Source organism: Paraburkholderia unamae (assembly GCF_003268775.1).
Taxonomy (GTDB): domain Bacteria; phylum Pseudomonadota; class Gammaproteobacteria; order Burkholderiales; family Burkholderiaceae; genus Paraburkholderia; species Paraburkholderia unamae.
This window is the reverse complement of the sequence record NZ_QLSU01000004.1, coordinates 276,381-299,902: the sequence shown is the minus strand read 5'-3', so window position 1 is coordinate 299,902 and position 23,522 is coordinate 276,381. Positions and strand designations below refer to the sequence as shown.

Here is a 23,522-nt window from a genome sequence, read left to right as displayed (position 1 = left end):
GGCCCGTTGGCTTCCTGGCCAATTTGCGCGCCAGCCTGCAAAGGCCAGGCGCGCTTTTTTTGCGTCAGCGCGTATCAGGCGTGCGTGGCAGGAAAGGTCAGGCGCACGATCAGGCCGCCTTCAGGATGATTCTCGACATCACAGACGCCGCCGTTGTCGCGCGCAAGCCGGGCGACGATGGCAAGGCCAAGCCCGCAATGGCCTTCGCCGCCGCGCGCCGCGTTCAGTCGCACGAACGGCCGCATGGCGGCGGCGATGCGGTCCGCTTCGATGCCCGCGCCATGATCGCGCACGCGGATCACACACGCGCCATCTTCGATGGCGGTCGCGATCTCGACCGGCGGCGCGCCATATTCGAGCGCGTTTTCGACCAGGTTCGTCACGAGCCGGTCCAGCGCCACCTGCGGCAGCCTGAATGGCGAACCCGCGCGCAGATCGAGCACGAACAGCGGGCCGCCGCCGTCTTCGATTTCGTCGGGATTGCCGAACTGGCGCTGCAAGAAGGCATCGACTTCGATCAGGCGGTCCGCGTCGGGCGCCTGCTGCGCGAATTCCAGAAACTGCTGGACGATATGCGCGAGCGAATCGACGTCGCGCAACATGCCCTTGCGTTCAGTCTCGTCGTCCATGAGGCTCGCGCGCAGTTTGAGCCGCGTGAGCGGTGTGCGCAAATCGTGCGCGATGCCGCTCAGCATGACCACGCGATCGTCCTCGGCCTCGTTCACGCAGCGCATCATGTCGTTGAACGACGCGCTCACCTCGCGCAACTCGCGCGGGCCTTCGCCCACGAGCGGCGCGATGCGCTCGCCGGTGCCGAAGCGCCGCGCCGCCTGCGCAAGGCTCGCGAGTGGCTTCTGGATCTGCCATGCCGCAAGAAACGAGAGCGTGAGCGCCGCGACGAGCATCGAGATCGCCTCGATGACGAAACGCGGCGGCGGCGGAATGTCGACGGGCACGACGACCCACGAGGCGCTGCCCGGAAAGCGCACCCAGAGCTGCGGCGGTCGCGCGTCGTCGACGGCGAACTGCGTGCCGGGCGGCAAGTGTTCACGCAGATGGTGCGTCAATTCGACGAGCGGCCGGCGCGTGGGCTCGTGCAGATGCACGTCCTTAGGCAGGTTCCACGCGGGCACGCGGCGCACGCGCAGCACTTCGCTCAGGTCGCCGTCCCTGGGCGGTTCGAGCGACTTGCCGAGATGCACGGCGGGCGGCAGGCCCACGCTGTCCGCCGGGTCCGTGTGGTCCTCGCTGGCCGCGCGCAGCGCGAGCAGGATGCCGCGCGCGAAGCCATCCACTTCATGATGCGGGGGCTGCCGCGCGAGCAGCACGAACCAGCCCAGTTGCACGGCCATCAAGACGGCCGCCGAGAGCAGCGCCATGCGCCCGAACAGCGTATTCAGCGGACTCCTCACTGCACTGGCGCGCCGTGCGCCTCCGTGTAGGTGGCCGGGTCCGGCACGAACACATAGCCCTTGCCGCGCACCGTCTGGATATGCAGCGGGTTCGACGGGTCGGCCTCGATCACGCGGCGCAGCCGCCAGATCGGCACGTCGAGGCTGCGCTCGTGGAAGGCCCGCTCGTCGCGATGGACGAGGTCGTGAATCAGCGTGCGTGAAAGCACCTTGTAGGGATGCGTGGCGAACACCTTCAGCAGCGCGAATTCGCTTTCGCGCAGGGCGATATTCGTGTCGCCGCACGACAGCGTGCGCATCGTGAAGTCGAGTTCGAATTCGCCGAACCGGTAGCGCCGGCGCGCCTCGGGCGCGCTCGCCGTCGAGGGCCCGCGCCGCCGCAGGATGTTCTGGATGCGTACGAGCAGCTCGTGCGGGTCGAAGGGCTTGGGCAAATAATCGTCCGCACCCAGCGAAAGCCCGCGAATGCGGTCGCTCACCGAACCGCGCGCGGTGACGAAAATCACGGGAATGTCGTCGCCCGCCGCGCGCAAGGCGGCGATGGCCTCGAGACCGTCGGTCTCCGGCATCATGATGTCGAGCACCACGATGGACGGTCGTTCACGCTCCAGGCGGCGCTGGAGGTGGACGCCGTCGTGCAGCACGGCCGTATCGAAATTGTGCGAGCGCAGGAAGCGGCTCAGCAGGTCGCGCACGACGGGATCGTCGTCGACGATGAGGACGCTGGGATTCATGCCGGAATTTTAAAGCAGCGCGGCACCCGGAATCTTGCGCCTATTCTTACCATTCCTTTCCTGCGCCGCCACGAAAAAAGGGGAGAATCAGGGGGCCGTCTATGCGTAGTTGAGTTGCCACGACACGCCGAAGCGGTCGCTCACCCACGTGAAAAGCGTGCTAAAGCCGTAATTGCCGACCGGCATCAATTCGGCTCCGCCCTGCTTCAGGATCTCGCCGAGTCGCCTGACGTCGTCCTGCGAGTCGCATTCTACGAAAAACGAGAACGATGGCGTGAACGTGAAGGCGTGTTTCACGGGACTGTCGGTGCACATCACCGTTTGCTCGCCGATGCGAAAGCGCGCGAGCTTGATGGACCCTGCCGGGGCGTTGCCGCCTTCGCCGTAGCGCTCGATCTGCTCGATCGCAGCGCCTGGGAAAACGGAAAGATAGAACTCCAGCGCTTCGGCGCCGTCGCCCTGGAACATCAGGAACGGCAGTACGGTTGCGGGCATCGCGATAGTCTCCTGTGCAGAGGTCGAGTCGTCGCCGTACTGTATCCTGGTGCGAATGCGCTGCGCGGTTTCAACGACGCTTCGACCCGTTCACATCAATCGTTCACCTCAATCACGCGCGTTAATGCGCGAGCCCGCGCGTTGCTTGCTCCGGTTGGTCGAGCAACGCACCGCACGCCCAGACGCCCAGTTGCGCACCCGCCACGCGCTCGCGCAGCCACGCGTCGAATGTGTCTCGCAGTTCGGCATGGCGCAGCGCGAAGTCCACCGTCGCCTGCACATAACCGAGCTTGGTGCCGCAGTCGTAGCGCTTGCCCACGAACTCATAGGCCAGCACCTGCTCCTCCTTGCGCATGCAATGAATCGCGGGCGTCAGTTGAATCTCGCCATTCGCGTCGGGCTTCAGCTCGCGCAAATAATGGAAGATGCTCGGCATGAGCACGTAGCGCCCCGCCACGCCGAAGCTGGAGGGAGCGAGCTCGGGCGACGGCTTTTCGATGATGCGGCTCACGCTGATGACTCTCTCGTCCCAGCGCCGTCCGTCGATCACGCCGTGGCTCAACGCGTCATATGATTCGAATTCCTCAACAGCCAGAACCGACGAATCGTAGTGGCTGAAGATATGCACCATTTGCGCGAGAACCGGCGGCTGTCCGTCGAGCAGATCGTCGGCGAGCACCACGGCAAACGGCTCGTCGCCAATCAGTTTCTCCGCGCACAGCACGGCATGGCCAAGCCCGAGCGGCTCGGCCTGCCGCACATAGACGCATTCGACCTCGGGCGGCTTGATGCCCTGCACAAGCTCGACAAGACTTTGCTTGCCTCTTGCCTTGAGCACGTGCTCGACCTCGTAGGACTTGTCGAAATGATCTTCGATCACGCGCTTGCCTCGGCCCGTGACGAAGATCAGTTCGGTAATGCCCGCGGCTATGGCTTCTTCAACAGCATATTGAATGAGCGGCTTGTCGATGACCGGCAGCATTTCCTTAGGGCTAGCCTTGGTTGCCGGCAGAAAATTCGTATCGATTCCCGCCACCGGGAACACAGCTTTACGAACACCAAGCATGATGACCTCACCTGTCGGGTAGAGGGGCGGTGCGATCAGGGAGCGATCGGGATCGGCATGGGCATGGGAATTGGCATTGGGATTTGCGTTCGTACCCCGCATCGTCCCCATGTGGTACGTGGGAATTCAGACCGTCGGCAGGGTTGCAGGTTTCGCCTAAACGTCTGCCAAATCGCCTGGCTACATGATGGCACTGTTTCTTCGTCGCGTGCGCGATTCGACGCCGCGCCGTGATTACATGGCATGTAATTGCCGGCCCGCGCGCTCGCGCCTAGGGTTGGCCTGTCGCGTCGCCAGGCGAGCGGCGCTCAACGCCCAGGAGTCAGCATGTCCGCCTATCCCGCTCACACGATCGAATCCGCACCGGCCCAGTCGCAACCCGTGCTCCGGCAACTGCAACAGACGTTCGGCATGATTCCGAACATCGCGGCCAATCACGAACTACACCGGCAGCGTGACGCATCCGGCGCTCGAAGCCCAGTTCGAGACATTCGCCTGGCGCGCACGCGCGGCCTGAATCCGCTATCGTCACGCGCCTCAACGAGGAAAAACCGATGAACGCCACCCGTCCCGACCCAAAGGTGCCGCCAGGCGAGCTCGGCAGCTTGTTGCGCTACTGGCGCGACGTGCGTAGCGTGAGTCAGCTCGACCTGTCGCTCGAAGCCGGGATTTCGCAGCGGCAGATCAGCTTCATCGAAAGCGGGCGCAGCGTGCCGGGCCGCGATACGCTGCTCACGCTCGCCCAGGCGCTCGACGTGCCGCTGCGCGAGCGCAACGCGCTATTGCTCGCCGCGGGCTACGCGCCTGTGTATTCGGAAGTGCCGTGGAACGCGCAGGAAATGCACAGCGTCGTGCGCGCGCTCGAACGCGTGATCCGCCAGCACGAACCATTTCCCGCGATCGTGATGGACCGCCACTGGAACGTGCTGATGACCAACGATGCGGCGCCGCGCTTGTTCGGCCACTTCGTCGACATGGCCGCGCGCGAGGGCAGGCGCAACATGCTGCACCTCATGTTCGATCCGCAGGGCATGCGCCCTTTCCTCGCCGACTGGGAAAGCGTGGCGCGTAGCCTGCTGCAACGCGTGTATCGCGAATCGGTCGGCGGCGTGATCGACGACGGCACCCGCTCGCTGCTCGACGAACTGCTTGCCTACCCCGGCGTGCCGCGCGACTGGAGAGTCCACCACGGGCCGGGCGCTACGCCAACGATGCCCGTCATCCCGCTTGGCTTCGTTCACGAAGGCCAGGTGCTTCGCTATTTTTCAATGGTGACGAGCATCGGCACGCCGCAACATGTCGCCGCGCAGGAGTTGCGCCTCGAAAGCATGTTTCCCGCCGACGACGCGACCGAAGCACGCCATCAGGCCTTGATGGCCGCGCACGCAAAGGCGCGCTGAGTCACGAAAAAAAAGCGCTCCGCCGAAACGGAGCGCCACAGGGTACGACTCTCACATCGTTCGCCGGCCACAGGGAGGCCGGTGAGAACTCATTGGGCCGCGCGATACAAGCGATACAAGCAATCGAAGCGATACAAGCGCGCCAGGCGGATCAAGCCGCTTCGAGCACCAGCAACTGTGCGCCGTCCGCCACCTGGTCGCCCACGCCGTACAGCACTTCGGTGACCTTGCCGGCCGTCGGCGCGCCGATCGTGTGCTCCATCTTCATCGCCTCCATGACGATGAGCGGCGCGCCCTTCTCCACCACCGCACCCGGCTCCACCAGCACGGCGATCACCTTGCCGGGCATGGGCGCAGTCAGACGGCCTTCGCCATGTTCCGCGTCGGCGGCGTGTGCGAGCAGGTTCTGCCATTCGAATGCCAGCGTGCTGCCAAGGCAAAATACATGGAACACGTCGCCGTCGATGAACACCCGGCCGGTCACCCGCGTGTCGCCAATGGTCGCGCCGTACGCGTCCGCACCCTGGCCGCGCCACCACGAGTAGCGCTCCGTGCGTCCGGCGCAGGCCAGCGTCTCGTTGCCGCCGTCGTGCGTGTGCGCGACCGCGAACGCGGTGTCGCTTTCCACGTCGCGCCACGCGAGCGACTGCGCGAAGCCGCTGTTCAACCGCCAGTGCGCAAGCGACTGCCACGGCGACGCACCTGTACCCTTGCCGCCTTCGCGGCCGAGCAACGCCGCGCAAGCCAGCGCCAGGGCTTCGCGCACCGGCTTGTGCTTCGGCGCGAACAGCGCGTCGTGATGTCGCTCGATCAGGCCCGTATCGAGATCGGCGCTCGCAAACGGCTCGCAGGTCACGAGCCGGTGCAGGAACTCAACGTTCGTATGCGGCCCGACCACCTCGCATCCTTCGAGCGCGCGCTCCATGCGCGCGAGCGCTTCTTCGCGCGTCGCGCCGTGCACGATCAGCTTCGCGATCATGGGATCGTAGAACGGCGTGATGGTGTCGCCCTCGCGCACGCCGCTGTCGATGCGCACGCCCGCGCGCCGGCCCGCGTCGCCAAGGCTGAACTCGACACCCTCAGGCATGCGCAGATGCTTGAGCGTGCCCGTGGAGGGCAGGAAGCCGCGCGCCGGATTCTCCGCGTAGATGCGTGCTTCGAGCGCGTGCCCCGTGATCGCAAGCTGCGACTGTTCGAGGGGCAGCGGCTCACCCGCGGCCACGCGCAACTGCCACTCGACGAGATCGAGGCCCGTGACCATTTCCGTCACCGGGTGTTCGACCTGAAGGCGCGTGTTCATCTCCATGAAGTAGAAGTCCGCGCCCGTCATGATGAATTCGACGGTGCCCGCGCCCACGTATTGCACCGCGCGCGCGGCGGCCACCGCCGCCTCGCCCATGGCACGGCGCACGTGGTCTTCGAGCCCCGGCGCGGGCGCTTCTTCCAGCACCTTCTGGTGACGGCGCTGCACCGAGCAGTCGCGGTCGAACAGGTAGACCGCGCCGCCGTGCTTGTCGGCGAACACCTGCACTTCCACGTGGCGCGGCCGCGTGAGGTACTTCTCGATCAGCACGCGGTCGTTGCCGAAGCTGCTGGCCGCCTCGCGCTTGCACGAGGCGAGTGCGGCCGCGAAATCCTCACTGCGCTCGACCACGCGCATGCCCTTGCCGCCGCCGCCCGCGCTCGCCTTGAGCAGCACGGGGTAGCCCATCGCGTCGGCTTCGCGCTGCAACAGCGCCGCGTCCTGGTCGTCGCCGTGGTAGCCCGGCACGAGCGGCACGGCCGCCGCGTGCATCAGCGCCTTGGCTGCCGCCTTCGAACCCATCGCCGCGATGGCGTCGACCGGCGGCCCGATAAACACGATACCGGCCGCTTCACAGGCATCGGCGAAGTCTTCGTTCTCCGAAAGAAAGCCGTAGCCGGGGTGAATGGCCTGTGCGCCCGTGGCGAGCGCAGCCTCGATGATGCGCTCGATGCGCAGATAACTTTGCGCGGCGGCCGCCTCGCCGATATGCACGGCTTCGTCGCAGGCGGCGACGTGCTTGGCGTTGGCGTCGGCGTCCGAATACACAGCCACACTCTTCACGCCGAGCCGGCGGCAGGTGGCCGCGACCCGGCATGCAATTTCGCCCCGGTTGGCGATCAGGATCTTGTTGAACATGTGATGTCCTCGCTATATCGCTGCGGCGGCCTTATTCGGCGCGCCAGCGCGGCGTGCGCTTTTCAAGGAACGACGACACGCCGTCGCGGCCCTCTTCGCTCGCGCGAATCCGCGCGATGCGAACAGCGGTGTCTTCGATCAATGCGTCGTCTATCGTTTCGCCCGCCACGTCCTGCACGAGCTGCTTGCATTCGCGCACGGCGTTCGGGCTGTTCGCGCACAGCGTGGCGGCGATGCGCTGCACGGTGACGTCGAGCGCGTCGGCGCTCACGGCCTCGCTCACGAGACCGAGCCGCAGCGCCGTCGCGCAGTCGAAGGCCTCGGCCGTGACGAAGTAACGTCGCGACGCCTGTTCGCCGAGCGCGCGGATCACATACGGCGCGATCGTGGCGGGCATGAGGCCGAGGCGCGCTTCGGACAGGCAGAAGTTCGCGGTTTCCACCGCCACCACGATGTCGGCGGCGCACACGAGCCCCATGCCGCCCGCGTAGGCGTCGCCATGCACGCGCGCGACCACGGGCTTCGCGCAGCGATACACGGCCGAGAGCATGTGCGCGAGGCGCAGCGCGTCCGCGCGATTCTCCTCGTCGGAATAGCCCGCCATCTTGCGCATCCAGTTCAGGTCGGCGCCCGCGCAAAAAGCCTTGCCGTTGCCGGCGAGCACGATCGCGCGCGCATCGTCGCGCGTGCCGAGCGCGGTGAAGGCCGCCGTTACCTCGGCGATCATCGTCTCGTTGAACGCGTTGCGCACGTCGGGGCGATTGAGCGTGACGGTCGCCACATGCCCGGCGACTTCCACGGTGAGCGTTTCGTATTGCATCGTCTGGTCCTCAATGCATCACATGCGGAACACGCCGAAGCGCGTGTCCTCGATCGGCGCGTTCATCGTCGCCGACAGGCCGAGACCGAGCACGTCGCGCGTTTGCGCCGGGTCGATCACGCCGTCGTCCCACAGGCGCGCGCTGGCGTAATACGGATGGCCCTGAAGTTCGTATTGGTCGCGAATCGGCTGCTTGAACGCCTCTTCTTCGTCGGCGCTCCACGTGCCGCCCTTCGCCTCGATGCCGTCGCGGCGCACCGTGGCGAGCACGGATGCGGCCTGCTCGCCGCCCATCACCGAAATGCGCGCGTTCGGCCACATCCAGAGAAAGCGCGGCGAATACGCGCGGCCGCACATGCCGTAATTGCCCGCGCCGAACGAGCCGCCGATGATGACCGTAAACTTCGGCACCTTCGCCGTGGCCACCGCCGTCACCATCTTCGCGCCATTGCGCGCAATGCCTTCGTTCTCGTACTTGCGGCCCACCATGAAGCCCGTGATGTTTTGCAGGAATACGAGCGGGATCTTGCGCTGGCAGCACAGCTCGATAAAGTGCGTGCCCTTCAACGCCGATTCGGAGAACAAGATACCGTTGTTCGCGACGATGCCCACCGGGTGGCCCCAGATGTGCGCGAAGCCGGTCACGAGCGTGGTGCCGTAGCGCGCCTTGAATTCGTCGAAGGCGGAGTCGTCCACGATGCGCGCGATCACCTCGCGCACGTCGAAGGGCTTGCGCGTGTCCACGGGAATCACGCCGTACAGGCTCTTTGCGTCGTAGCGCGGCGGCAGCGGCTCGCGCAGCACCACGGGGGGCGTTTTCGTGCGGTTCAGATTGCCGACGATCGAACGGGCGATCGCCAGCGCGTGCGGGTCGTTCTGCGCGAGATGATCGACCACGCCGGACAGACGCGTGTGCACGTCGCCGCCGCCCAGGTCCTCGGCGCTCACTTCCTCGCCCGTCGCAGCTTTCACGAGCGGCGGGCCGCCGAGAAAAATCGTGCCCTGGTTCTTCACGATGATCGACTCGTCGCTCATGGCCGGCACATACGCGCCGCCGGCCGTGCACGAGCCCATCACCACCGCGATTTGCGGAATGCCCTGCGAGGAAAGATTCGCCTGGTTGAAGAAAATGCGGCCGAAGTGATCGCGGTCGGGAAAGACTTCGTCCTGGTTAGGCAGGTTCGCGCCGCCCGAGTCGACGAGATACACGCAAGGCAGATTGTTTTCCTGCGCGATTTCCTGTGCGCGCACGTGCTTCTTCACGGTCACCGGATAATACGTGCCGCCCTTGACCGTGGCGTCGTTGCAGACGATCACGCACTCCTGGCCCGCAATGCGGCCAATGCCCGTGATGATGCCCGCGCCCGGCGCGTCGTCGTTGTACATGCCGTAGGCCGCGAGTTGCGAGAACTCCAGAAACGGCGTGCCCGGATCGAGCAGTTGCGCGATGCGGTCGCGCGGCAGCAGCTTGCCGCGCGCGAGGTGCTTGTCGCGCGCGGCCTCGCCGCCGCCAAACGATAGCTTCTGGATCTTCTCACGCAGGTCCGCAACCACCGCCTCAAGCGCCGCCGTATTGGCCTTGAAGTCTTCCGAGCGCGGATTGAGCTTCGATTCGATAACCGGCATCCTGTCCTCCCTCAATCATTCAGGATTACATCGTTTCCGCGAACAGCTCGCGGCCGATCAGCATGCGGCGAATCTCGCTCGTGCCCGCGCCGATTTCGTAGAGCTTCGCGTCGCGCCAGAGACGCCCCACCGGATACTCGTTGATATAGCCGTTGCCGCCCAGGATCTGGATCGCCTCGCCCGCCATCCACGTCGCCTTTTCGGCCGTGTAGAGAATCACGCCCGCGCAGTCCTTGCGCACCTGGCGCACGTGGTCCTTGCCGAGCGTGTCGAGCTGGCGGCCCACGGCATAGAGATACGCGCGGCACGCCTGGTACGTGGTGTAGAGGTCGGCGACCTTGCCCTGAATGAGCTGGAATTCGCCGATAGCCTGACCGAACTGCTTGCGGTCGTGGATGTACGGCACGACGGCGTCCATGACCGCGGCCATGATGCCCGTGGGGCCGCCCGCGAGCACCGCGCGCTCGTAGTCGAGACCGCTCATCAGCACCTTCACGCCGCCGTTGAGCTGGCCGAGGATATTTTCCTCAGGCACTTCCACGTCCTGGAACACGAGTTCGCCCGTATGCGAGCCGCGCATGCCGAGCTTGTCGAGCTTCTGGGCAACCGAAAAGCCCTTCATGCCCTTTTCGACGATGAACGCCGTCATGCCGCGCGAGCCCGCTTCGGGGTCGGTTTTCGCGTACACGACCAGCGTGTCGCAGTCCGGGCCGTTGGTGATCCACATCTTCGTGCCGTTGAGCACGTAGCGGTCGCCCTTCTTTTCCGCGCGCAGCTTCATGCTCACGACGTCCGAGCCCGCATTCGGCTCGCTCATGGCGAGCGCGCCGATATGTTCGCCCGAGACGAGCTTGGGCAGGTACTTGCGCTTTTGCGCCTCGGTGCCGTTGCGGTGGATCTGGTTCACGCACAGGTTCGAATGTGCGCCGTACGAGAGGCCGACCGAGGCCGATGCGCGCGAGATTTCCTCCATCGCGACCATGTGGGCGGTGTAGCCCATGTTCGCGCCGCCGTACTCCTCCGAGACGGTCATGCCGAGCACGCCCAGGTCGCCGAACTTGCGCCAGAGGTCCATCGGGAACTGGTCGGTGCGGTCGATTTCCCCCGCGCGCGGCGCGATTTCCTTCGCCGCGAAGCCTGCAATGCTGTCGCGCAGCATTTCGACTTCTTCGCCAAGCGGGAACTGCAAACCGGGTACGTTGCTCATGAAAGTCTCCTCGGATTCGTCGGTACGGGCCTATCTCGCCCCATGGACGCACATTTCACGCCACATTTACGTTAACGTCAATAGGTATTTTTGAGCGTCGCTCAACTTCTTGAAAAGACGAAATTTCCTTGTCTGCACGCGATTATTTCACCGATAATGGATTTCATCCCAGACGTAAACTGAATCGAACTCAACATGCAAGTCGACGCCCAGAAAGCCGTCCTGCCCGCGTCGCGCCGCCAGCCGGCGGGCCGCAAGTCGCAGCAGCGCGTGCGCGAAATCCTCCAGGCGGGGCGCGATGTGTTCTCCGAAAAGGGCTACGCACGCGCCACCACGGCCGAGATCGCCCAGCGGCTCGGGGTGTCCGAGGCGACTGTGTTCAGCTACTTTCGGGGCAAACGGGAGTTGTGTGCGCGCGTGATCGGCGACTGGTATGACGAATCGATCGCGGCGATCGAAGGCGGACTGCCGCGCGACGGCACCGTGCGCCAGCAGTTTGCTTTCATCGTGCGCATGCATTTGCAGTTGATGCTGGAAAGCGGCACCGGCATTTGCGAGCTGGTGCTCTCGGAAGGCCGTACGCGCCACCACGACCTGAGCGAGGCGCTCACCGAGATGCAGCGCCGCTACACGGCGCCGCTCATGCGTGTGCTCGCGCGCGGCCAGGAGAACGGCCAGATCCGCACCGACCTGCCGCTGCGCCTGTTGCGTTCCCTGGTGTTCGGGCCGATGGAGCACGTGCTGTGGGATGCGACGCTCGCCAACCGCCGCACCGATATCGACGCCACCGCCGACCGGCTCGTGGACGCCCTCTGGTCGGCTCTCCAGCCGCCCAACCTGGAGCTCGCCGCGCTCGCGCAGTTCAGCCAGGACGTGGGCGAGGCGCTGCACCGGCTGGAGCGCGAGCGCGCGGCGCGCAAGACTCCCGCGGCATAACGCGCCGCGCCCGCCTCTTCAGACCGCCGCCGCCGCTTGCGCCACGCGAGCGCAAAGGCAAGCGGGATCGAGCAGCATCAGCGTGCCCTTCCCCGGCAGTTCCACGGCTTCGTGCATGTCGTTATGCACGCGCGTGTTCTCGCCGCGCGTGAAGGCCGACGGCATGTCAAGCTGCGCCGCGCCATTGAGCGTGACGATGTCCTCCACCGCATCGACAAGCAGTCCGTACTTTTCCCGCTCGTATTCGACGATAAGCACTTTCGCGCGCGAGAGATCCTCATAGGGCGGCATGCCGTACATCGCGCGCACGTCGATCACGGTCACGAGCACGCTGCGCAGGTTGAGCACGCCGCGCACGAATTCGGGCAGCCCCGGCGTGCTCACGATATCGTCTCGATAGTCGATCACCTCGCGCAATTGCGCAATGCGCACGCCGATCAACTGGCCGATGCGAAACGTGACGAGCGTTTGCCGCGTGCCCGCGCCGCGCTTTTGCGCGGCCTGCGCCAGCGCGTTGCGGTACAGATCGCGATGCCCAACGGCCAGCGCAACGATGCGTTCGTTGTCGAATAGCGCGGTCGCGTTCATGAGCAGCACGCCCGCGCGTCCTTCTGCGGCCAGATAGCCCGCGAACAGCGCGCGTTGCGCGTTGCCGCCGTAGGTCGGCATGGCGAGCAGTTCCTCGTCGTGGTACGCCACGATGCTCGCGACTTCGTCCACCAGCAAGCCAAAGTGCAGATCGTTGCGATGAAGCACGACGATGCGCCGTTCGTCCACGCGCGCATCATCGGCGCGCTCGCGCGCGAAGCCGAGGAACGCGCCGAAATCGAGCACCGGAATGGTCGCGCCACGCAGATTCAGCATGCCGATGCACACCTCGTCGGCGAGCGGCGAATGCTGCAACGGCGGCACGCGAATAATTTCCTGAATCGCGTCCATCGGCAGCGCGAGCGCCGTGCCCCCCACCTTGAACGACACGTTCTGGCGCCGCTGCCCCTGGTGCGCGCGCCGTTCGCTCACACGCGGCGCCGTTTGCGCGAGATGCGGCACGTCGCGCAAGCCGAGCAGCACGGCGGGCGCCAACACTTGCAAAATGCGTTCGCCGCCGTCGAGCTTGAGCACCGCGCCGATCGCGGCGGGCGTGCCGCCCTCGGGCGTGGCGAGCGCGATGACCTGATCGCGCGGCACGCGCAGGATCTCGCCCGTGGCATCGAACTGGAGCCCCACGCGCACGCCGCCGGTCTCGACGATGGCCACCTTGCGCGTCGCGCTCGTGCTTTGCGCGTGCAAGTTCAGCAACTGCCGCAGATCGACCACGGGAATCAGCGTGCCGCGCAGGTTGAACAGCCCGAGCAGGTACGGCGGCGCGAGCGGCACCGGCGTGAGCGTCTCGGGATGGTTGACCACTTCCTGCAACGCCGCAACCGGCAAGGCCAATTCGGCGCCCGCGAGATAAAACGAGCCGTAAAGCTCGATATTCGGCCCCGCTGCAAGCGAACGTAGACTCATCGCGTGACTCCGTATCCAATCGAAGGCGAGGTCGAAGGCGAGGTCGAAGGCGCCGACGACGGCGGCTGCGGCAAGGCGGTGCGCGAGAAATGGCGCACGGCGTAGTGATGCTGCTCGCAGTCGATGGTCAACTGGCGTCCGCACTCGCCGCCCACGTCGACGTGCACGACTTTCAGGCGCGTATTGGCGAGCATCTGGCGCGCCATGCGCACGTTCAGTTCTCCGATGGGTTCGTGTATCGTCGTGCGATGGTGCATCATGTTCGCGCCGCCCGCGAGCACGGCCTCGATTTCCCCCTCGGCGGCGCCATCCGCGTGCATCATGGCCAGCAGCTTCGGCAACGCTTCGATCACGTATTTCGCGCCGTTGCCCGCTTGTGGAGCGGCAGGCGCCGCGCCGCGCGCGACGCCCATCGGCTCGGGCAAGAGGCAATGCGCGAGCCCGTAGGTTCCGCGCGAGCGCCACAGCAAGCCAATGCCTACGCACGAGCCCAGCGTCGCGCGCAGGATCTTCGCATCTTCGCCGCTGCTCACGGCGATCTCGCACATTCTCACCTGCACGTCATGCGGGTTGCTCATGCTCACGCTCCTCGTTGCGATAGATGAGCGGCTGCTCGAAGGCGAATCCGGTCGCGACGCGGCTGAGCGACTCGGACTCGCCCACGATCAGCACCGCGCCCGGCCGCATCGCGCGACGCACGTTTGCGAGCACCGCCTTCTGGCCTTCGAGATCGAAATAGATCAGCACGTTGCGCAACAACACCAGGTCGAACGCGCCGAGATCGCGCGGCGCGTCGTAGAGGTTGTGCCGGCGGAACGTCACCTGCGCACGCAGGGTGTCGTTGACGGTAATGCCGGTGGCGTCGCTGCGAAAATACTTCTGCACGAGTTCTGGCCGCTGCTGGCGCAAGCCCTCCATGCTGCGGCCGCCGTAGTGACCGGCGCGCGCGTTCGCGAGAATGCCGTCCGAGATATCGGTGCCGACAATCGCGTAGCGCAACGCGGGATGCTGCGCGCGGCGCTCCTCGCAGAGCATGGCCGTCGTCCATGCTTCCTCGCCGCTCGAAGCCGCCGCCGACCAGATGCGCAAGCTCTCGCCGGGCCGCGCCGCGCTCCACCGCGGCAGGAATTCGCGCGCCAGATACTCCCAGATGCGCGGCGTGCGAAAGAACGACGTTTCGTTCGTCGTGACCAGATCGATAAAGTCACGCACCTCGTCCGCGCTCGTGTCGAGCACGCGCAGGTAGTCGCCATAGTCGGGCAGGCCGAGCGTCATGATGCGGCGGCGCAAGCGGCCCTTGAGCATGGTCCACTTGCGCTCGTTCATCGCAATGCCCGTATGACGGCGCACCTGCTCGAACAGCGCGCGGCGCACCGCCGGTTCGGCATCCTGATCGATATCCACTGCCACCTCCGGGCTTCACACCACGAAGCGCGCCACCGTAGTGTCGAGCCCTTCCGCGCCGCCCCTGAGCGAGGCCGCCGCGCGCGCGATCGTGTCGCACGCGCCCGCCGACTTCTCGGTTTCCTCCGCCACCTGCTGGATCGCGGCGCTCACTTCACGCGCGGCGATGAGTTGCTCGTCGGCGCCGCAGGAGATTTCCGAAATGGCTTGCGTCGTGCGGCTCACGCCGGCCACGATCTTCTCGAACGCCTCGCCCGCCTGCTTCGAAATCTCGCTGCCCTGCGCCACGCGCTTGACCGACTCGTTGATGAGCTTCGAGATTTCCTTGGTGGCCTGCGAGGAACGTTCCGCCAGCTTGCGCACCTCGTCGGCGACCACGGAGAAGCCCAAGCCGTGCTCGCCCGCGCGCGCCGCCTCGATCGCGGCGTTGAACGCGAGCAGATTGGTCTGGCTCGCGATCTCGCCGATCACCTTGATGATCTCGGCAATGTCCTCCGACGAGCGGTTGATGAGCTCCATCGCCTCGATCGAACGGGTCACGGCTTTCGCGCCGCGTTCGGCTTCCTGCTGGGTGTCCTTGGCAAGCTGATCGGCGCCGCGCGAATTGTCGGCAATCGAATTGATCGACGCGGTCAGCTCCTCGATCGACGCGTTCATTTCCTCCACGGTCGCGCCGAGCAACTGCGCGCCGCTCGCCACGGTGTCCGCGCGCGCCGCGATATCCTGCGACGAGCCCTTGAACGTGCCGGCCGATTCGACCACCTTGCCGATCACGCCCGCAAGATCGGTCATCATCCCCTTGATCCCGGCGGCAAGCTGGTCGATCGGCTGCTCGCCGCTCACCTCGACCGCGCCCGTCAGGTCGCCGGCCGCCGCGCGGCTCACGACCGCGAGCAGTTTCTCGACCTTGCGCTGATCGTCCTGCGCGCGCAGCTTCACGCTCTCTTCCAGTTCGACCTGGGCGCTCACGTCGTTGGCGAACTTGATGACCTTGTAGAGGCGGCCGTTCACGTCGAAGATCGGGTTGTAGGTCGCCTGGATCCACACCACGCGCCCGCCCTTGGCAATGCGCTTGTAGCGCCCCGAGTCGAATTCGCCGCGATTGAGCTTGGCCCAGAACTCGCGATAATCGGGGCTGCCCGCGTACGCCTCTTCGCAGAACAAGCGGTGATGCTTGCCGAGAATTTCCTCCAGGCGGTAGCCGAGCGTGTCGAGGAAATTCTGGTTCGCATGGAGCACGATGCCGCCCGTGTCGAACTCGATTACGGCCTGTGCCTTGTCGATGGCGCGCAAGCGCCCCTCGTATTCGGCATGCTGCTGCTTGACCGCGGTGATGTCCGTGGCGAACTTGATGACCTTGTAAGGCCGCCCGTCGTCGCCGATCACCGGGTTGTACGAGGCGTTGATCCAGATTTCCCGGCCGCCGCGCCCAAAACGCCGGTACTCGCCGCGATCGTACTCGCCGCGGCCCAGGCGTTCCCAGAACTGGCGGTAGGCCTCGGTTCGAGCATAGTCAGGATCACAAAAAATGCGGTGATGCTTGCCGCGCACTTCCTCGAGCGTATAGCCGAGCGTGGCGAGAAAATTGTCGTTGGCGTGGAGAATGTTGCCTTGAAGATCGAATTCGATTACGGCCTGCACGCGATGCAAAGCGGCATTGACCGCGCTCAATTCGAGAAATTCGAGCTGCCGGTCCGGCGTCGATTGTTCCATGGTCTTCCCTCGCTTTGGTTTTGCTTTCGAATCGCTTCGGATTCCGGCGAGCCTCCCGCACTGTGCGGTCGGTTTCTCTCAGATTATTTTGTGTGCTTCTCACACGCGAACGTGCCCTCTCTTACCGGTGCTATAACGGCGCTTCCACAGTCAACTTGACCAGGGGTTCTTCCAGGGCAAACGTTTTCTTCGCCCCCGGAAAAGCGCACGAATGGTTGATTTGTCCACGGATGCGGGCGCCGCATTGCAGCCTCTCATTCAATGAACGATTCGTAATATAAATATCATTTTGCATAATTAATATTCGAAACTCATTAAGCGGTATGTTTCCAGTCCTTCATAAAGAAAAAAGCGCACTTTTCAGTGCGCTTTCAGTGCTGGGGATGAGCCGTGCGGTTAGCGGGTCATGTAGGCCACATAGGGACCGGTCCCGCCGCCTGCCGAACGCGAACCCTCGATGCCGTAGTAGACCTTGCGGCCCAGAAAGAACGGGAAGCCGAGATCGACCGTCTGCGCCATGTAGGCGGTGAGGTTGTTGAAGGCGAAGTTGGGCGAGGCAAGCAGCGCGATCGCGTTGCCAATATTCACCGTCACGCTTTCGCTTGCGCCCGTGGCGTCGTTCAGCACGACGTTGCGCGTCCATTCGCCCGGCGGCGCGAAGAATCCGTTGAACTGCATGATCGAGGTGTCGTCAAAAAATATCACGTTCGACCCCGAATCGATGAACCCCGGCACCGGGCTCGTGCCGCTGTACTTCGCGACGAAATTGCCGTAGCTGTCCGTCGCCAGCACCGTGGCGCCTACGCCGCTCAGTGCGTTGTTCGCCTGGGTATCGACGCCGAACGTGAGCGTGCCGCTTACCGAACTCGCGCCGCGCGACGCGACCGCGGGCATTTCGACGATCACGCCGTTGTTGTCGAGCGGAAACAGCGCGACGGGATTGATGATCTGGCGGGCGAGCGGTATCGCAACGGGTTTGGCCGGATTGGCATCGGCATAGTAGTAGCCCGCGAGCGGCGAAGCGGCGCATGCGGGGCCGCAGTCGTAGCGCGCCGTGCCGATGCCGAGAATGCCGTTCGCGCCCAGCACGGCCGGCGAGCTCAGCGCCGTGTTCCACACGCAGGCGTCCGGCGTCGCGGAAACAATGGCCGGGTCGCTCATCACCTGGATCGGCACGGCGGCCGCGATTTCCTGCGAGAGCTTGACGTCGGCGTTGCGCAGGCTGCCCCACGTATGACCGGAGCCGAACGCCGCACACACGCCTACGCGGTTCCCGCCAGCGGCATCGGTTTGCACCGGAAGCGCGGCCAGGGTCGCGGGCGGGATGGTCGACGCAAAGAGGCGCAGGCCGAACGACCCGGTGTCGAGCAACACGTTGTCGATCGTGGCGCAGTTGGTGCGCGCGCTGCTGTTCGGCTGGCAGATCGTCACGCTCACGAGCGGGAAGTTGCGCACGCCCGTTGCCGAGGAAACCAGCACGGGAACCGTGTTGCCCGGATCGGCGGTTGCGCCGCCAGGGTCGGTGGCGGTGCCGGAAGCGGCGGCGTCGGGCGCGCCCGAGCCGGAATCGCCCGTGCCGGAGCCGCCCGATGGCGTACTTCCCGATGCGGTGCTTCCCGATGCGCCACCCGCCGATGCCGCGCCCGATGCGTTATCCGATCCTGAAGCGCCGCTGCCGTTACCCGCTGCCGAGGCCCCCGAAGGCGCGGATGCCGCGGCCCCGGAGCTGCCATCGGCCTGCCCGGCTGCGTTCTTGCCGCCGGTTGTGCCCGCACCCGTTGTCGCCGGTGCGCCGCTGTCCCCGCCACCGCCGCATGCGGCCAGCGCGACGCTCAGCATGAGCGCCGAAATCACTGCGATTCGTTTCATTGCGTTCCCCGTTGCATTACTGGATCTGGTCGGCTGTGACGCCCTGCGGCAGCGCCTTCGGTAGCCACGCGCGGCCGGTCAGCGCGCCCATATGACCGCCCGACTCGACGACGAGATCGTCCTCACGCACCGCGACGGGTCCATAGCCGCCGCCGCGTGCGGCCTGTGCGCTGGCGAGTCCTTTCTGCCAGGCCGGGAAATATCCGCCGAGCAGCGTTTCGAGCGATCCGATGCGAGGGCCGCGCCACGACACCGCGAAAACAACGCCCTTCGCGTCGAGGTATTCGCGGATCGTCGTGCCGTTCGCGAGCGTCGTGGTATTGACGGTGTAGGGAGCGGTCGCGGTCTTGCCCGCAGCCATGAGACGAGCCTCGGGCGCGCTGCGCACGCCCGCGTAGGTCGGCGCACCGCCTAGCGACGCCCAGGCCGGCGACGCCGCGAGCAGCGATCCCGCGATAAGACAAGTAAGATTTTTCTTCATGTCGTAGTCCTTATTATTTATGGAAGCGCACGACGTCGCGCTCTGACCGTCAAGCGTCAAGAGTCTATGTCAAGCTGACGGACGGCCTACATGCAGAAAGTCGAAATTGCTTTTTGATATGTTTGGGTATGACGCGTCGTGCGGACCCGCATAGCCAGGTCAGCAGACAGCGGGGACTTCGCTATCCAATTGTTACAGGCAGGCGGCGCGCGTTTGCGCAAACAGGGACCGCGAAGCGAGCCGTTGCGCGCCGTTCACAACGCGGGCGGCCTTTGGCGCCTCGATCACGGCAAAACCTGTAACAACTCGAAAAATCGGTGCAACGCGCGTAATTGCATTGATCACGCCAATGTCATAGCGTTTCATAATTGGCGGGCCTGCGCCGTTGCCCCTGCCCGCCCGTTTCCGGAGATCCTGTGTGAGAAGGTCCAAACTGTTACTCGGCGCCGTTGCGACCGCGCTCGCCGGCGCGACGGGCGCGGCGCACGCGGCGCATGTCGGCGTGTTCGTCAGCGGCGGCGTACCCTACTACTACCCGGTTGCGCCCGCGCCCTACTACTACGGGCCGCCGCCCGTCATCGTCGCGCCGCCCGCGCCGCAGGCGCCCGACTATATCGAGCAGGGAGACCCGCAAGGCGGCGTGCCCGCAATGGACCCGCAAGGCCCCGATATGGCGGACAACCAGCAGGAAAACAGCGACACCTGGTTCTACTGCGACGCCACGAAAACCTACTATCCATATGTGAAGCAATGCACGTCGGGCTGGCGCGCGGTTCCCGCCCAGCCGGCGCCCTCGAACTGAACACCTTGACGATATCGAGCCGCACATGAAATACACCTATCTCACGCTACTCGCCGCGGCAGGGCTGCTGAGCGCGTGCGCCGTGGTCCCCACCGGGCCGAGCGTGATGGCGCTGCCGGGCACGGGCAAGACCTTCGACCAGTTCCGCGCCGACGACTTCAACTGCCGCCAGTTCGCCTTCCAGCAAGTGGGCGGCGTCTCCACCAACCAGGCGGCCACGGCCTCCGGCGTAGGCAGCGCCGTGGTCGGCACGGCGCTTGGCGCCGCCGCGGGCGCGGCATTCGGCGGCGGCCAGGGCGCGGCCATCGGCGCGGGCGCGGGCCTGCTCGCGGGCAGCGCGGTCGGCATGGGCAATGCACAGGGGTCGTCGTGGGACGTGCAACGCCGTTACGACTACGCTTATCTGCAATGCATGTATGCATCGGGCAACCGCATTCCCGCGCCCGGCAACATGGTGATGACGCAACCCCAGCAATTCCAGAGCGCGCCGCAGCAGCGCTTTTTGCCGCCGCCCCCACCAGGGTCGCCCCCGCCGCCGCCGAGCGGGTATTGACGCTGTAAAGGAAAACGCGAGGCAAGCGCGCATGCGCCGGCCTCGCGTTTCGTGCAGCGGGCAAACTCACGCGCGCCACGCTTGCCGCGAGCGCGCGTTTTACTTTGCATTCCGAATATTATTTCGCGGGTAAGTCGAGCGTCTTGCCGTTCCACACCACGCGGCGCATTTCCCCCGTTTGCGTATCGATGAGCGTCATCTGCTGGGCGGCATGCACGGCATCGAGCTTGCCGCCGCCGTCGGGTTTCGACTTCGTTTCGAGCAACGGCTGCAACACCGGCGCGAGCGATTTGAGCAACTGCACCGACAACGCGCTCGTGAACGTGTAGCGCGCCGCATACGGCTCATGCACCCAGGCCGTGAGCGTGCCGTAGAAGCGGTCGCCGATCACGAACACGAAGGTCGCGCTGCGGTTCACCTTGCGCGACTCGATGAGCCGCGCGCCCGGCGCATACACATTGAAGCGCTGGTCGCCGGTGCCGGTCTTGCCGTACACGGGCAGCGTCTTGCCGTCGGGCAGCGTCAAGCCTTCAGCGAGCCGCTTGGCCGTGCCGCCCTCCACCACGGATGTCAGCAACTCGCGCACCACCTGTGAAATCTCCGGCGAGACCAGCGGCTGCGGCGGCGTGGCCGCGTGCACGAAGCGGGTTTCGTACGGCGTGCCGCGCGCGAATTCGAGCGAGTCGAAACTATGCGTCGGCAGCTTTTCGCCGTTGCTGGAGATCAGGCCGATGAGCTGCGCCAACGCCGCCGGCCGGTCGCCCGATGCGCCGATCGCCGCGCCATACGAAGGCGTGATGCTGTCGAACGGATAGCCGAGCGCGCGCCATGACTTGCCGATTGCGTCGTACGCGCGCAACTCGATCATGTGGCGAATGCGCCGGTTCTGCGTGGCGTGGTACTTCGTCTTGAACAGCCACTTGTAGGTGTAAAGGCGCGTATCGTGGCTCTCCTGCTGAACTTGTGCGAGCGTCGCATCCGGGTGCGCGCGCAAATAATTCAGGAGCCACAGTTCGAGCGGATGAATGCCCGCGATATAGCCGCGATCATTGAGGTCGAATTTGTCGATCGCGTACTTGTCGTAATAGTGCGCGAGGTCTTCGTCGTCGAGCCACTGGAATTTCGTGTTCTTCAGTTGCGCGCGCATCTGTGCGTTGAACCACGGCTGCGTGCCGCCAGGGTTCACACTGCGCAACACGGTGGCGATGCGCGCCGGACCCTTGCGCGTGTGCTGCAACAGGGTCGCCAGCGCGTCGTCGTTGCTCTTGCCTGCGTAGCGCGTATAGAAGCGCTTCATGTAGACCTGGCTTTCTCCGTCGGCGAACTGCGTGAGGAAGCGGCTGCGCACGGCGGGGTCGTCGAGCCACTGCGCGGGCGGGCCCGAAGTCTGGATCATTTCGTAGTGCACGATATCGCGCATGAGCCGCACGAACACGAGGTTCACCGAGTGCTGGAACGCGCGGTGCACGGTGAGGATCTGCGCGTTGTCGCTCGACTCGAAATTGTTGAAGCTCTGCGCGCCGCCGCCCGTATAGAAGGTCTCGCCAGGGCTGGCCGAATACTTGCGCTCCACGGCCGCTTCGAGCATCGAGGGCAGCGAGCGGTCCGATGTCTTCGAGAGATAGTCGATCGCCCAGCGCGTGAGCGCATCGCTCGGATCGACCTGCGGCAGCGCGGCGCGCAGCGTCTTCGCGTCCTCGTCGGCGTACTTGTCGTGCAGCGCGGTCACGATCTGGAGATACGTCACGAGCGTGCGCAGCTTGGCCGTCGAGCCGAGGTTCAGCCGCGCGCCCGAGTTGATGTCGAACGGCTCGTTCACGCTATCCGTCTGCACGCGCACGAGGTTCTCGCCGTCGCTGCGCTCGAACAGCGTGAAGCTGTAGGCGATCTTCGACGGGTCGTCGGCGGGGCGCAGCATTTCGAAGCCCACGAGGCCCGCCTGGCGCGCGCCGTCCTTCGTCGCGGCGTCGGCAAGACGGTCGCTCACGGCCTGCTGCACGCTGTCGTTCAGCGTCGCCGTGGCGGAGAGATCGAGACGATCGAGGTCGTAGAGCGTCTTCAGACCGAGCGCCTGCATGAGTTGCGTGCGCAACGTCAGCACCGCCTTGCGCTCAACATACGAAACCGGCGCACGCGGTTGCGGCTTCGAGCGGTCGAGCGTGAGTTGCGCGGAGAGCGCGGCGTCGCGCAGCGCGGGAGGAATCACGCCGCCCGCGCCGAGCAGGCGCACGTAGCTGTCGGTGAGCTTCGCCAGCGCCTCGTTGTTCTTTTGCAGGAAGTACGAAGGCGCGCGCTGCGCGATCAGCAGCGAGAGCACCTGGCGGAATGCGAGCGCCTGCTCGTCGAGCGTGCCCTCCGAAATCGGCGCGCGCAGGATGCGGTTGACTTCGCGGAAGTCGCGCCCGTACCAGGCGGCGAGCCCGTCACCGAGACCGTTGACTTCGCCCACACCCGGCTTGGCCGAAAGCGGCACCGAGTTCAGGTAGTGCACGAGAATCTGCTGGCGCGCGGGCATGGTCTGCGGGCCGTCCAGATAGGCGCGCACCGAGGCCGACGCGATCTGGCGCAGCTTCTCCGGCGGCGTGGCGGTGCGCCCGCCCGCGGAGTGGCGGAACTTCTCGATTTGCGTGGCGAGTGTGCTGCCGCCCGGCGTCTGCTGATGGCGGTCGACGATGCGCACGCCCTGGTCGACGAGCGCGCGGCTAAAGCGGCCCCAGTCGATGGCGGGGTTGCGGTTCGGCTGGTCTTCGGCGAGCAGGTATTTGTCTTCGATGAAAAGCAGCGAATTGCGCACGACCGCCGGCACGGCGTCGAAATTCTCGTAGGCGCGCTGCGGATAGCGCGTATGGAACAGCATCGCGCCGGTCGAATCGCGCAGCACGATGCCGGCCTGATCCTTTTCTTCGTAAGGCAGGAAAAGCCCCTGGTCGGCCACGGCGATCATGCGATCCGAATCGCGCGCCTGGGCGGCGATCGTGAAACCGCGTTGGGCAAGCCGGCTCTCGAATACGGGCAATTGCGCGTAACCGAGCCGCACGTCATACGGGCCGTTCGTGGTGGGAAAACGGATGCTGTGGCTCGGTCCGCTCTCGACGGTGTAGCCGATGTCGCGCGTGAGTTCGGAGAGGTAGCGCGCCTGGAGGCGCGACGTGTCGATCTCGATCTGGACAATGCGCGCGACGATGATGAGGGCGGCCAGAAACGCGACGACGAATCCCCACTTGACCCACCGCAAGAGTGAGCCAGCGCCAGTGGCGCGGAGAGGAAAGCGTACCGACGGGCGGTTCATGCGTATTCTCCTGACGTCACGTCAGACTTCGAGACGGCACCCCTA

Annotated in this window: 20 protein-coding genes and 1 pseudogene; 5 read left to right on the top strand and 16 right to left on the bottom strand. The window is 65.5% G+C overall.

Annotated features, from left to right (window positions below):
• Positions 1-74: 74 nt before the first annotated feature.
• From C7401_RS08785 to galU, 4 genes are all read right to left on the bottom strand, one after another.
• Positions 75-1,412 carry an ATP-binding protein gene (locus C7401_RS08785; RefSeq protein ID WP_112170982.1) on the bottom strand — a complete coding sequence of 446 codons (1,338 nt, stop codon included), beginning with the start codon at positions 1,410-1,412 and terminating at the stop codon, positions 75-77.
• The gene (locus tag C7401_RS08780) at positions 1,409-2,146 is read right to left on the bottom strand and encodes a response regulator (RefSeq protein ID WP_112170981.1); all 738 of its coding nucleotides are present in this window, start codon (positions 2,144-2,146) and stop codon (positions 1,409-1,411) included. The genes C7401_RS08785 and C7401_RS08780 overlap by 4 nt, the downstream gene beginning before the upstream one ends.
• 99 nt (positions 2,147-2,245) lie before the next feature.
• Positions 2,246-2,641, bottom strand: coding sequence for a VOC family protein (locus C7401_RS08775; RefSeq protein ID WP_112170980.1), 396 nt, complete (start codon positions 2,639-2,641; stop codon positions 2,246-2,248).
• 121 nt (positions 2,642-2,762) lie between these two features.
• Complete coding sequence (galU, locus tag C7401_RS08770; protein ID WP_112170979.1) at positions 2,763-3,707, bottom strand: UTP--glucose-1-phosphate uridylyltransferase GalU; 945 nt, start codon at positions 3,705-3,707, stop codon at positions 2,763-2,765.
• Between the two features lie 327 nt (positions 3,708-4,034).
• Between galU and C7401_RS08765 the strand changes: the two are divergent.
• Positions 4,035-4,139, top strand: a pseudogene (locus C7401_RS08765) (carboxymuconolactone decarboxylase family protein); the annotation flags it as partial.
• Positions 4,140-4,261: 122 nt separating this feature from the next.
• Positions 4,262-5,107 carry a helix-turn-helix domain-containing protein gene (locus C7401_RS08760; protein ID WP_112170978.1) on the top strand — a complete coding sequence of 282 codons (846 nt, stop codon included), beginning with the start codon at positions 4,262-4,264 and terminating at the stop codon, positions 5,105-5,107.
• A 151-nt stretch (positions 5,108-5,258) separates the two neighbouring features.
• Here the strand turns inward: C7401_RS08760 and C7401_RS08755 are convergent, their stop codons facing one another.
• From C7401_RS08755 to C7401_RS08740, 4 genes are read right to left on the bottom strand one after another with little or no spacing between them, the layout of a single operon-like run.
• Positions 5,259-7,268: an acetyl/propionyl/methylcrotonyl-CoA carboxylase subunit alpha gene (locus C7401_RS08755; protein ID WP_112170977.1), complete on the bottom strand. Its 2,010-nt coding sequence runs from the start codon at positions 7,266-7,268 to the stop codon at positions 5,259-5,261.
• A gap of 31 nt (positions 7,269-7,299) precedes the next feature.
• The gene (locus tag C7401_RS08750) at positions 7,300-8,088 is read right to left on the bottom strand and encodes an enoyl-CoA hydratase/isomerase family protein (RefSeq protein WP_112170976.1); all 789 of its coding nucleotides are present in this window, start codon (positions 8,086-8,088) and stop codon (positions 7,300-7,302) included.
• Positions 8,089-8,106: 18 nt separating this feature from the next.
• Complete coding sequence (locus C7401_RS08745) at positions 8,107-9,714, bottom strand: carboxyl transferase domain-containing protein (RefSeq protein WP_112170975.1); 1,608 nt, start codon at positions 9,712-9,714, stop codon at positions 8,107-8,109.
• A gap of 25 nt (positions 9,715-9,739) precedes the next feature.
• On the bottom strand, positions 9,740-10,921 hold the full coding sequence (locus C7401_RS08740) for an isovaleryl-CoA dehydrogenase (protein WP_112170974.1): 1,182 nt from the start codon (positions 10,919-10,921) through the stop codon (positions 9,740-9,742).
• 195 nt (positions 10,922-11,116) lie between these two features.
• On the opposite strand from C7401_RS08740, the gene C7401_RS08735 reads away from it, so the two are divergent.
• Complete coding sequence (locus C7401_RS08735) at positions 11,117-11,857, top strand: TetR/AcrR family transcriptional regulator (RefSeq protein WP_112170973.1); 741 nt, start codon at positions 11,117-11,119, stop codon at positions 11,855-11,857.
• A gap of 18 nt (positions 11,858-11,875) precedes the next feature.
• Here the strand turns inward: C7401_RS08735 and C7401_RS08730 are convergent, their stop codons facing one another.
• From C7401_RS08730 to C7401_RS44905, 7 genes are all read right to left on the bottom strand, one after another.
• A complete protein-coding gene (locus tag C7401_RS08730) occupies positions 11,876-13,366 on the bottom strand; it encodes a chemotaxis protein CheW (protein ID WP_112170972.1) in 1,491 nt (496 codons plus the stop codon).
• Entirely contained in the window at positions 13,363-13,944 is a 582-nt protein-coding gene (locus C7401_RS08725; protein WP_112170971.1) for a chemotaxis protein CheD, read from the bottom strand. Before C7401_RS08725 ends, C7401_RS08730 begins: the two co-directional genes overlap by 4 nt.
• A complete protein-coding gene (locus C7401_RS08720; protein ID WP_112170970.1) occupies positions 13,928-14,770 on the bottom strand; it encodes a CheR family methyltransferase in 843 nt (280 codons plus the stop codon). The genes C7401_RS08725 and C7401_RS08720 overlap by 17 nt, the downstream gene beginning before the upstream one ends.
• A gap of 15 nt (positions 14,771-14,785) precedes the next feature.
• Positions 14,786-16,483: a methyl-accepting chemotaxis protein gene (locus C7401_RS08715; protein ID WP_112170969.1), complete on the bottom strand. Its 1,698-nt coding sequence runs from the start codon at positions 16,481-16,483 to the stop codon at positions 14,786-14,788.
• Between the two features lie 396 nt (positions 16,484-16,879).
• A complete protein-coding gene (locus C7401_RS08710; RefSeq protein ID WP_112170968.1) occupies positions 16,880-18,352 on the bottom strand; it encodes a DUF3443 family protein in 1,473 nt (490 codons plus the stop codon).
• Between the two features lie 16 nt (positions 18,353-18,368).
• On the bottom strand, positions 18,369-18,833 hold the full coding sequence (locus C7401_RS08705; RefSeq protein WP_112170967.1) for a DUF2844 domain-containing protein: 465 nt from the start codon (positions 18,831-18,833) through the stop codon (positions 18,369-18,371).
• 192 nt (positions 18,834-19,025) lie between these two features.
• Positions 19,026-19,199: a hypothetical protein gene (locus C7401_RS44905; RefSeq protein WP_181565527.1), complete on the bottom strand. Its 174-nt coding sequence runs from the start codon at positions 19,197-19,199 to the stop codon at positions 19,026-19,028.
• A 52-nt stretch (positions 19,200-19,251) separates the two neighbouring features.
• Between C7401_RS44905 and C7401_RS08700 the strand changes: the two genes are divergently transcribed.
• Both C7401_RS08700 and C7401_RS08695 read left to right on the top strand, forming a co-directional pair.
• Entirely contained in the window at positions 19,252-19,635 is a 384-nt protein-coding gene (locus C7401_RS08700) for a hypothetical protein (RefSeq protein ID WP_112170966.1), read from the top strand.
• Positions 19,636-19,660: 25 nt separating this feature from the next.
• The gene (locus C7401_RS08695; RefSeq protein ID WP_112170965.1) at positions 19,661-20,188 is read left to right on the top strand and encodes a YMGG-like glycine zipper-containing protein; all 528 of its coding nucleotides are present in this window, start codon (positions 19,661-19,663) and stop codon (positions 20,186-20,188) included.
• Between the two features lie 118 nt (positions 20,189-20,306).
• Here the strand turns inward: C7401_RS08695 and C7401_RS08690 are convergent, their stop codons facing one another.
• Positions 20,307-23,477 (bottom strand): transglycosylase domain-containing protein, encoded by a 3,171-nt coding sequence (locus tag C7401_RS08690; RefSeq protein ID WP_112170964.1) that lies wholly within the window; start codon positions 23,475-23,477, stop codon positions 20,307-20,309.
• Positions 23,478-23,522 lie beyond the last annotated feature (45 nt).

Coding starts and splice junctions, on each gene's coding strand:
- C7401_RS08780 (WP_112170981.1), bottom strand. CDS start 2,146: ATGAATCCCAGCGTCCTCATCGTCGACGACGATCCCGTCGTGCGCGAC.
- C7401_RS08775 (WP_112170980.1), bottom strand. CDS start 2,641: ATGCCCGCAACCGTACTGCCGTTCCTGATGTTCCAGGGCGACGGCGCC.
- galU (WP_112170979.1), bottom strand. CDS start 3,707: ATGCTTGGTGTTCGTAAAGCTGTGTTCCCGGTGGCGGGAATCGATACG.
- C7401_RS08760 (WP_112170978.1), top strand. CDS start 4,262: ATGAACGCCACCCGTCCCGACCCAAAGGTGCCGCCAGGCGAGCTCGGC.
- C7401_RS08755 (WP_112170977.1), bottom strand. CDS start 7,268: ATGTTCAACAAGATCCTGATCGCCAACCGGGGCGAAATTGCATGCCGG.
- C7401_RS08750 (WP_112170976.1), bottom strand. CDS start 8,088: ATGCAATACGAAACGCTCACCGTGGAAGTCGCCGGGCATGTGGCGACC.
- C7401_RS08745 (WP_112170975.1), bottom strand. CDS start 9,714: ATGCCGGTTATCGAATCGAAGCTCAATCCGCGCTCGGAAGACTTCAAG.
- C7401_RS08740 (WP_112170974.1), bottom strand. CDS start 10,921: ATGAGCAACGTACCCGGTTTGCAGTTCCCGCTTGGCGAAGAAGTCGAA.
- C7401_RS08735 (WP_112170973.1), top strand. CDS start 11,117: ATGCAAGTCGACGCCCAGAAAGCCGTCCTGCCCGCGTCGCGCCGCCAG.
- C7401_RS08730 (WP_112170972.1), bottom strand. CDS start 13,366: ATGAGTCTACGTTCGCTTGCAGCGGGGCCGAATATCGAGCTTTACGGC.
- C7401_RS08725 (WP_112170971.1), bottom strand. CDS start 13,944: ATGAGCAACCCGCATGACGTGCAGGTGAGAATGTGCGAGATCGCCGTG.
- C7401_RS08715 (WP_112170969.1), bottom strand. CDS start 16,483: ATGGAACAATCGACGCCGGACCGGCAGCTCGAATTTCTCGAATTGAGC.
- C7401_RS08710 (WP_112170968.1), bottom strand. CDS start 18,352: ATGAAACGAATCGCAGTGATTTCGGCGCTCATGCTGAGCGTCGCGCTG.
- C7401_RS08705 (WP_112170967.1), bottom strand. CDS start 18,833: ATGAAGAAAAATCTTACTTGTCTTATCGCGGGATCGCTGCTCGCGGCG.
- C7401_RS44905 (WP_181565527.1), bottom strand. CDS start 19,199: ATGAAACGCTATGACATTGGCGTGATCAATGCAATTACGCGCGTTGCA.
- C7401_RS08695 (WP_112170965.1), top strand. CDS start 19,661: ATGAAATACACCTATCTCACGCTACTCGCCGCGGCAGGGCTGCTGAGC.
- C7401_RS08690 (WP_112170964.1), bottom strand. CDS start 23,477: ATGAACCGCCCGTCGGTACGCTTTCCTCTCCGCGCCACTGGCGCTGGC.